The organism is Tepidibacillus decaturensis, from assembly GCF_001561915.1.
Lineage (GTDB): Bacteria > Bacillota > Bacilli > Tepidibacillales > Tepidibacillaceae > Tepidibacillus_B > Tepidibacillus_B infernus.
This window is the reverse complement of record NZ_LSKU01000001.1, coordinates 959,386-967,982: the sequence shown is the minus strand read 5'-3', so window position 1 is coordinate 967,982 and position 8,597 is coordinate 959,386. Positions and strand designations below refer to the sequence as shown.

The 8,597-nt window shown below is 33.2% G+C and carries 12 protein-coding genes; all 12 read right to left on the bottom strand.

All coding sequences use genetic code 11. The annotated features are described in order from the left end of the window. Positions 1-197: hypothetical protein (locus tag U473_RS14730; RefSeq protein WP_161937284.1), on the bottom strand; the 197-nt coding region annotated here is incomplete at its 3' end. A 23-nt stretch (positions 198-220) separates the two neighbouring features. Next, complete coding sequence (locus U473_RS04755) at positions 221-472, bottom strand: hypothetical protein (RefSeq protein ID WP_068723887.1); 252 nt, start codon at positions 470-472, stop codon at positions 221-223. Between the two features lie 31 nt (positions 473-503). Then, the gene (locus tag U473_RS04750; protein WP_161937283.1) at positions 504-1,922 is read right to left on the bottom strand and encodes a DUF342 domain-containing protein; all 1,419 of its coding nucleotides are present in this window, start codon (positions 1,920-1,922) and stop codon (positions 504-506) included. A 29-nt stretch (positions 1,923-1,951) separates the two neighbouring features. Next, positions 1,952-2,722 carry a FliA/WhiG family RNA polymerase sigma factor gene (locus U473_RS04745; protein ID WP_068723885.1) on the bottom strand — a complete coding sequence of 257 codons (771 nt, stop codon included), beginning with the start codon at positions 2,720-2,722 and terminating at the stop codon, positions 1,952-1,954. Positions 2,723-2,739: 17 nt separating this feature from the next. Beyond that, positions 2,740-3,054, bottom strand: coding sequence for a hypothetical protein (locus U473_RS04740; RefSeq protein ID WP_068723883.1), 315 nt, complete (start codon positions 3,052-3,054; stop codon positions 2,740-2,742). Beyond that, positions 3,051-3,536 (bottom strand): chemotaxis protein CheD, encoded by a 486-nt coding sequence (locus U473_RS04735; RefSeq protein ID WP_068723880.1) that lies wholly within the window; start codon positions 3,534-3,536, stop codon positions 3,051-3,053. Before U473_RS04735 ends, U473_RS04740 begins: the two co-directional genes overlap by 4 nt. Next, entirely contained in the window at positions 3,533-4,153 is a 621-nt protein-coding gene (locus U473_RS04730; RefSeq protein WP_068723878.1) for a chemotaxis protein CheC, read from the bottom strand. Before U473_RS04730 ends, U473_RS04735 begins: the two co-directional genes overlap by 4 nt. 2 nt (positions 4,154-4,155) lie before the next feature. After that, positions 4,156-4,635, bottom strand: a complete 480-nt coding sequence (locus U473_RS04725; protein ID WP_068723875.1) for a chemotaxis protein CheW — start codon at positions 4,633-4,635, stop codon at positions 4,156-4,158. An 11-nt stretch (positions 4,636-4,646) separates the two neighbouring features. Beyond that, on the bottom strand, positions 4,647-6,635 hold the full coding sequence (locus U473_RS04720; RefSeq protein ID WP_068723873.1) for a chemotaxis protein CheA: 1,989 nt from the start codon (positions 6,633-6,635) through the stop codon (positions 4,647-4,649). Then, entirely contained in the window at positions 6,626-7,717 is a 1,092-nt protein-coding gene (locus tag U473_RS04715; RefSeq protein ID WP_068723870.1) for a protein-glutamate methylesterase/protein-glutamine glutaminase, read from the bottom strand. Before U473_RS04715 ends, U473_RS04720 begins: the two co-directional genes overlap by 10 nt. A 10-nt stretch (positions 7,718-7,727) precedes the next feature. Next, positions 7,728-8,210, bottom strand: a complete 483-nt coding sequence (locus U473_RS14520; protein WP_153011998.1) for a P-loop NTPase family protein — start codon at positions 8,208-8,210, stop codon at positions 7,728-7,730. Next, positions 8,192-8,596 carry a P-loop NTPase gene (locus U473_RS14515; RefSeq protein WP_153011997.1) on the bottom strand — a complete coding sequence of 135 codons (405 nt, stop codon included), beginning with the start codon at positions 8,594-8,596 and terminating at the stop codon, positions 8,192-8,194. Before U473_RS14515 ends, U473_RS14520 begins: the two co-directional genes overlap by 19 nt. Position 8,597: the final 1 nt, after the last annotated feature.

The window sequence follows — 8,597 nt, the reverse complement described above, 5'->3', positions numbered from 1 at the left end:
GCATAATATTCTTGTTGTGACTTTTTTATTTGCTTAAATAACTCTTGATTTTCAAAATCCAATTGAATCGTAAATTCATCAAATACTTTTTCAATTTTTTCATCAATAATTGAATCCTGATTCGGCTTGAAAAAAGAAATAATTAAAAAAACAATACCAATAAAAAGCAGAATGAATTGTAACCAAATGATGTTCATTTATATCACCTTTACTGGATAAGTTATAGTTTAATATCTATCATTCTTCCTTTGTTAGGGTCATTATTTCTTGGTGTTCTTGTTGAATTATTTTCATTTAATTGAGATTTATTTGTTTTGTCAATTTTTTTACGTTTTTCTTTGTCTAACTGTTTTGTCTCTGTAAGAAATAAGCTTTGCTCAACGATTGCTTTTTGCTGCATGTTTTGTTGATACTTGCTTATTTCCTGCATTTTAGGGAAAGTCAAATGAAGTTCAAGTGACCTTAGGCTCATAGTATTTCACCCCTTACAATATTACAAAGATTTATAACAGTTTAGCAATAATTTCTCCCTCTTCTTGCACAAATTTTATATGCTTATATTCCTGGTTAATAAACTTGTTTGTTTTACCAATCACTAACTTCACTCCTGGATAAATCACCTTAAATACTTCTATGGTTGCCCGTTCAATACGATTAAATTGGCTTTCTATTTCTTTTTCTCGCTCCATGATTTCTTTTATCTTTCTCTCCATAGATATCTGTTGATTGATTAACTCCACCTGTAGCTGTTTCTTTTCTGGTGGTAATGTATTAGTAGTTCTCTGCATTTTTTCTAGTAAATGAAGTGCTTTTTTTATTTTATCTAAAGAATGAAAGATTTCTCGTTTTTCAGTCTGAAGATGATTTAATTCACTTCTTAATTCAGGATTCATCCCTACTTCTAGTATTGTTGAAGTCGCTAATTGATTGCCAATTGTGATAGCTGAAATTTTCTCACCTGCTTGTATCTTACCTCCGACAATTAAACCTTTTGTTCCAGAACAAGTGACTTGCTTTCCAGCACTAACATTACTATGCATAATACTTTGCGAAACATAAACATGCTCATAAGCATGAATGTCCCCTTCAAGAATAAAAGAAGCTATTACGTCTTTTTTCGATTTAATCAAAGATTTATTATGACCGATTACTCCCTGTTGAATAATAATATCTCCACCAGCTATTAGTTTTGATCCCTCTACATTTCCATAAATTCGAATATCTCCTGTTGCCCAAATTTTAAAACCATCCGGTACGTTCCCTTGAATTACGACAGTACCGACAAAATCAATATTCCCAACACTAAAATCTACGTCTCCATTCACCTCATAGATAGGGAAAACATTAATTTTGTCCTGATCTGTTACAACGACTTGACCATCAATTGCAGCATAAAATTTATCCTTTGTTTGATTCATTACCACATTTTTCCCCGGTTTTAAATAGACATCTTTTCCTTTTTTTGCAGGAATAAGATCTCCTGATACTGTTCTTCCTGCCTCTCCTTCAGTAAAAGGAATCTTTTGAGCGATCAATTCACCTTTTTTAACATTAAGAATTCTCTTAACTGAATAATAATCTACTCTCCCATCACTTAACTCCTTTGGTCCAGTATTTTCTTGAATATAAAATTCACCCCATTCTATACGAGCATCTTTTCCATCAAGCGGAGCCAAACCATGAGCGATGTTAACAGTTTTTCCTATATATGTTAATGGATGAGCACATATTAATGAAAGTTGTTGCTCATCCAAACCATAGATAACCTTATGTTTTTCTAAATATTCTTTCATTAACTCACTGGGAATAGGGCTATTGATTCTATCATCGTAAACAAAAGTTAAAGTTGCCAACATACCTGAATTCAAAATAGTGACTTCAATGATCGTTGACAATTTCTCCATTTCAAGTTGATTGTCCATCATATAGCCCCCCAAAAAAATAATTAAGATTAGAAAATGTTTTTCTTTTGCCTACTTAAAGATCCTCTTAGTCGATAGATTGCCTTTGTATGTAACTGTGATATTCTTGAGGTTGATAATTCTAAAATCTCTGATATCTCCGTTAAATTTAATTCCTCATAATAATATAATGAAACCACTAATTTTTCTTTTTCTGGCAAACGATCTATTGCTTTTGACAAAATATCCTTGAGATTTTGCTGATTAATTTTTTCCTCGATAACCTGCCTTGAATCTGAAAGCATAGATAAACGGGTATTTTCCCCTTCCTCATCAATCGGTTCATCTAAAGATATATAACTTAGAAAAGCGGTTTCTTTAATGCTTTGATAAAACTCATCTAGTTCCATTCCTAGATATTGTGTTACTTCTAGATCAGAAACAGATCTTAAAAATTTTTGTTCCAATTCTTGGTAAGCTCGTTCAATTTTTTTTGCCTTTTCACGAATAGAACGTGGGATCCAATCGTTTTCACGTATTCCATCCAATATTGCTCCACGAATACGAAGACTAGCATAAGTTTCAAATTGTAAGCCTCTATGAGGGTCAAATTTTGTTAAAGCATCAAGTAAACCAATCACACCATGACTTTTTAATTCATCAAAAGTAACTTGATTTGATAATGATTTTTTCATTTTATTTACAATTTGCTCTACTAACCTCATATAATGCTCTACCAATTCTTCATAGGCTTTTGGATCATCATTATCTCGCCATGATTGCCAAAGTTGATTTATTTTTTGTTGTTCTAGGCTTTTCATATGATGACACCAACTTTCTATTCATCTTGAGACAAGTTTCGAATCCCATTTACATATTTCTCTATTTCATCTTCACTTTCTATTTTTGGAAAATGAAGAGGTTGAAATAAATCTTCATCGTTTATTGAGGCTTTTACATCAATATGCTGTTTTTGTTGTGGTATCAATAAAAATCCAATAATGATACCCACAGCTGTAAACACGATAAAAGCAAAAAGTCCTCGAATCAAAGAAGTATAAAACAAGTTCACTTTCCAATTTAGAATAAAAACCAACAAGAAAGCAAAACAACCAAGAACAACTCCAAACAACAATTCTTTAACAACTTTCATATCTCGTTTACACCTTGATTAGCTGTTTTAATATAAAGTATGCCTGTTAAAATATCCAATTCTATTGTTCTACCAAAATTCCCACCCGTATCTTCTGCAATGATAGGAATACCTAATTCTTTTAGAGATACTTTTGAGGCCTCCACATTTCTTGGGCCAATTCTCATCATATCATTTTGAGATTGAAACTGAAACATTTGTGCGCCACCTGCTAATTTAGCAACCATTAAACTTTTCTTTGCACCCAATTGAACCATTTTTTCAACTAATAATGGCACCGCAGTATCTGCATACTTAGCTTTATTAAGTTGACCTATTTTAACCATTTCAGAAGATGGAAGCATTATATGGGCTAAACCACCTATATGGTTAACCTTGTCAACAATCGCAATTCCCACACAAGAACCCAATCCAGTTGTTCTAAGTCGATCTGGGGTGATTGCGATGTTCAAGTCTGCCATGCCTACTTTGATCACACTCATTCCCATGGTACTCCTAAAGCTGAAAATAGAGGCTGAAATGATTCTGGGTCAGGAATCAAAAAGAAGTGGCCTTCTACTAAATTATTGCCATCAAGAAATGTGGTATCAATTACAATCGCTACATCACTGTATTGACTAATTTGAATTAAACCAAAACTTAGAATCGCACCTACCATATCAATTGCAATAGATGGAACAGTAGGATTCATTTTAAGGTTTGTAAAATCTGCTAGTGATGAAAGGTAGGAACCTGTTAATATATTCCCTAATTCGTTTAAAGCTGAATATTCCAAATCTGTAAATCCTTCGTGCTTTACATCATCACTGTTTAACATATATTTTAATAATTGCTTTGCAGATTCTTTCGTCATCATAAAAAACATATTGCCAGGAACATCGCCTTCTACTCTTAAAAAAATTCCAACCATGACTTGATCTTCTCCCCCTAAAAACTCTTCGATCTCGGAAAAGGGGAGAATTTTCACCTTAGGGACATTCATTTCAATCGTTTTCTCAATCATAGTGGAAAGGGCAGTCGCAGCGTGTCCTGCTCCTATATTTCCTACTTCTTTTAACAGGTCAAGTTGTAAATCTTTTAATTGATTTAATTTATTCATCACTATGCACCGAATTTTTCCAATTCTTTCATTTCATCCACATTTAGCACTTTATCTAAATTAAGCAAAATAAGTAGGCGATTAGATAATTTAGCAACACCACGAAGATAAATAGCCTCGACAGCACCAACCACTTTTGGAGGTGGTTCAATCGCTTGAACAGGGATGTCAATTACATCATTTGCTGCATCTACTATTAATCCCACTTCCATCTCTTCTACATTTACAATTATGATACGGGTAGATTCATTATAATCTTTTTGTTCAATACTAAATCGTCTTCTTAGGTCAATGATCGGAATAACAACTCCTCGAAGGTTAATAACCCCTTTTACAAAAGGAGGAGTGTTTGGAACACGGGTGATATGTTCCATCCGTTCAATAGATTTTACTTGTTGAACATCTACTCCATACTCCTCACTTCCTAAACGAAAGACAATAACTTTAATTTCACTACTGTTTTGTTCTACTGTATTGCTCATATGAATCCCTCCTATTTTATTAACGAATTTGTATCGATAATTAAAGCAACCTGACCATCTCCAAGAATTGTTGCACCAGAAATAGCAAATACATGTGGTAAATAGGAACCTAAAGATTTAAGTACGATTTCTTGTTGACCAATAAAGGAATCAACGATTAAGCCAGCCATTTTTTCTCCTTTACGCACAATTACGACAGAAATATCCTCTTCTTCAATATCCCCATCAGGTACTTCAAATACTTTCTTTAGCGAAACAAGTGGCACAATATGCCCTCGAAAATCAATCACTTGTTGTTTATGGGCATACATGATTTCTTCCGGTCTATAGATGGCTGTTTCAATAATTGAACTTAAAGGTATTGCATATTTTTCATTTTGTATTCTAACTAACATAGCCGAAATAATAGAAAGTGTTAAAGGTAACTGAATAGTAAACGTTGTTCCTTTACCTAATTCTGATTCAATAGAAACAAAACCACCTAAGGCTTCAATCTTTGATTTTACAACATCAAGACCAACACCACGCCCAGAAATGTCTGAAATCTTTTCAGCAGTACTTAATCCTGAAGCAAATAAAAGGTTATAAATTTGATTGTTTGTCAAATTTCTTGCCTCTTCTTGACTGATTAGCTTGCGTTCTATTGCCTTTTTAAGAACTTTTTCTTTATCAATTCCACTACCATCATCACTTATCTCGATAAATACATAATTCCCACTATGATATGCTTTAAGAGAAATTTCTCCTGTTTCAGGTTTATGATTCTTAATTCTTTTTTCAACCGATTCTAGTCCGTGGTCTATCGCATTTCTTAACAAATGGACAAGTGGGTCTCCTATTTCGTCAATGACGGTTCGATCTAGTTCAGTTTCAGCTCCAATAATCGTTAAATTTACTTTTTTATTAAGTTCTTTAGCTAAATCTCTAATCATTCTTGGAAAACGATTAAATACCTGTTCAATTGGGACCATTCGTAGATTCAAAATAATATTTTGTAAATTACTACTAATTCGACTCATGTGTTCAACCGTATCTGTTAATTCAGAATTCCTTATTTCTGCAGATAGTTGCTCCAACCGACCTCTATCGATGACCAATTCACTAAACAAGTTCATCAATTCATCTAAGCGTTCAATATCGACACGGATCATTTTACCTGTTGGACCTTTATGATGTTGCTGTATATTTTGATTATTTTGCTGAGCTTGCGAATTAGTCTCTACTTTTTTATCATGTTCATTTAATAGAGTACTAGAAATTGTTGTAATTTGAACGTCAACAATTTCAGAGATATGTAAGATTTCTTTTTTAATATCTTCTTGCTGGTTTTTTGATATTAGAATGACTGAAAATTCATGATCAAAATCCTCATTTTCAATTTCTTCTACTGAAGGAATAGCTTTTAAAATCTCACCAAATTGTTCTAATGCTCGAAAAACCATATATGCTCTAGCAGACTTAAGCATACTTCCTTGATCAAGGAAAATTTTTAAATGATAAACTAGAAAACCTGATTCTAAGGATTGGTGTAAAACTGTTTTTTCATATTCATCAAATGTTATCTGATTCCTATCCTCACTCTTGATTTCCACGTCTGTAGCTACATTAGGCAATGTTGAATTACCTGAGACGATCCCTTGTAGTTCATTGATTACGGTAGAACTATCTAAGTTACCATCTCCACCATCACTAATTGAAAGAATCATTTGTTCTAACAAATCAACACAATGAAAAATCGTATCCATTAAACGCGGGTCAACCTGTTTTTTATGGTTTCTAACTTGATCTAATACGTTTTCCATCTCATGAGTTAATGTAGCCATACTTTCATAACCCATCGTTGCAGCCATTCCTTTCAACGTATGGGCAGATCTAAAAATTTCATTAACCAAATCGAGATTTTGTCGATCTTTTTCTAGTAATAATAATTTCTCATTTAATGATTGTAAATGTTCTTTAGATTCCTCTAAAAATATCTCTACATATTGATTTAAATCCATGACTGCCACCTCCTCTGTTTTTGAACAGATTCTAAAATTTTATTTGTAATATGATGCAACGGAATAACCATATCAATTAAACCTTTTTGGATTGCTGACTTTGGCATTCCATAAACCACACAGGTTGTCTCATCCTCGCCAATGGTAATCACTTGCTCCCCTTGTTTTGCGATCGTTAATCCTTTTGTTCCATCGTTTCCCATTCCCGTCATAATAACAAAGATTTTCTTTGTACGTATTGTGGCCAAGGATTGAAATAAAACATCTACGGAAGGACGATGTCCTGATACTGGATCATTCTGATTAAGTTCAATTTTAAACTGTTTTTGAAGTTGCCGAACAGTCATATGATAATTTCCGGGTGCAATATATGCTGTCCCAGCCTTAATTAATTGCTGATCTTCTGCTTCAAGCACTTCAATCTCAGATAGTGAATTTAAACGTGTGGCTAGAGATTTTGTAAAACCCGCTGGCATATGTTGTACAATTAAAATTCCATAGGGGAAGTTTTTTGGGATCTTTGTGATTACCTCTTGTAAAGCCTTTGGTCCACCAGTTGAAGTTCCAATAGCAATGATTCCCTCTATATGACCAGTTTCAATCTCGAGACAATTTACCGTTTTTGTTTCTCCCTTTGTTTCTTTTCTATCATTATAATTCAAGTGTTTATGCCATTTTTCCTTTTGACGATGAGCAATTATTATTTTATTTATCAATTCATCTTTAACCTTTTTTATATCAAACGAAATAGCCCCAGAAGGTTTTGCAACAAAATCGAATGCCCCTTTTTGTAATGCTTGAACTGTAATATCTGTACCCTGTTTGGTTAAACTACTAAGCATAATAATTGGGACAGGCTTCTTTTTCATGATTTGCTCTAGTGCTTCTAACCCATTCATTTGAGGCATCTCGACATCCATCGTGATCACATCTGGATTCAGTCTAAGATGTTTTTCTACAGCTTCAATTCCATTTTTAGCTGTATCTACAACTTCTATGATCCCACTTTCTACTAAAAAATCAGAAATGAGCTTCCTCATAAAAAATGAATCATCTACAACTAAAACTCGAATAGGTTTCATACTATCACCTCTATCTATGAAACCAGTATGTCATTCTTTCTAAAAAGCTACGAACACCTTTTGAGTGAACATATTCATGATTACTTAAATAATTTTGTACCAAATTATTAATACTTCTGGAAGCTCTACTATTTGGATAAGATAAATAAAATGGTTCTTGTTTTTTTACGGCTTTTGGAACAATTTCATCATCATATATAAACCCAAGTAAGCCAATATCGCAGTCCAAAAATCGTTTTGCTACTGCTTTGATTCGATTTGCCGTATTATGTCCCTCTTGTTCGTTGGTAACGCGATTTATTACTAAAGAAATCTTTATTTCTTTCTTTTTAGAAAAAATCATTTTAATCATCGCATAAGCATCAGTTATTGAAGTTGGTTCCGGTGATGTAACTAAGAATATCTCATCTGAAGAGAACATAAATTTTAAAGATTCTGGGGTAATCCCTGCTCCTGTATCAATTAGTAAGGTATCTACATAACCATTAAGCAAGAGAAACTGTTCAAATAGATAAGGAAAATATTTTTTTTCATATCAAAAAGTCCTTCTAAATCAGACCCACCAGCAATAAATTCTAATTCGTTAGGTCCTTTTTCTAGGATGTCCCAGATTTGCAAATGTTGGTATAGCATATCCTGCAAAGTATATTTTGGTGCAATTCCCATAAGAATATCGATATTTGCTAAGCCAATATCTGCATCCAAGATAACTGTTTTATGTTGCTTTTCCAACAACGCTAAGGCAAAATTTAGGGTGAAATTTGACTTTCCAACTCCTCCCTTACCGCTTGTGATTGTAATCACCCTTGTTAGACGTTCCATTTTATTAGGAGTTGATTGTAATTTTTTCCTCAAATCTGCTGCTTGATCATAAATCATA

Excerpts from the sequence above, each read along its gene's own strand:
- U473_RS04755 (WP_068723887.1), bottom strand. The coding sequence starts at position 472 with ATGAGCCTAAGGTCACTTGAACTTCATTTGACTTTCCCTAAAATGCAG.
- U473_RS04750 (WP_161937283.1), bottom strand. The coding sequence starts at position 1,922 with ATGGACAATCAACTTGAAATGGAGAAATTGTCAACGATCATTGAAGTC.
- U473_RS04745 (WP_068723885.1), bottom strand. The coding sequence starts at position 2,722 with ATGAAAAGCCTAGAACAACAAAAAATAAATCAACTTTGGCAATCATGG.
- U473_RS04740 (WP_068723883.1), bottom strand. The coding sequence starts at position 3,054 with ATGAAAGTTGTTAAAGAATTGTTGTTTGGAGTTGTTCTTGGTTGTTTT.
- U473_RS04735 (WP_068723880.1), bottom strand. The coding sequence starts at position 3,536 with ATGAGTGTGATCAAAGTAGGCATGGCAGACTTGAACATCGCAATCACC.
- U473_RS04730 (WP_068723878.1), bottom strand. The coding sequence starts at position 4,153 with ATGAATAAATTAAATCAATTAAAAGATTTACAACTTGACCTGTTAAAA.
- U473_RS04725 (WP_068723875.1), bottom strand. The coding sequence starts at position 4,635 with ATGAGCAATACAGTAGAACAAAACAGTAGTGAAATTAAAGTTATTGTC.
- U473_RS04720 (WP_068723873.1), bottom strand. The coding sequence starts at position 6,635 with ATGGATTTAAATCAATATGTAGAGATATTTTTAGAGGAATCTAAAGAA.
- U473_RS04715 (WP_068723870.1), bottom strand. The coding sequence starts at position 7,717 with ATGAAACCTATTCGAGTTTTAGTTGTAGATGATTCATTTTTTATGAGG.
- U473_RS14515 (WP_153011997.1), bottom strand. The coding sequence starts at position 8,596 with ATGATTTATGATCAAGCAGCAGATTTGAGGAAAAAATTACAATCAACT.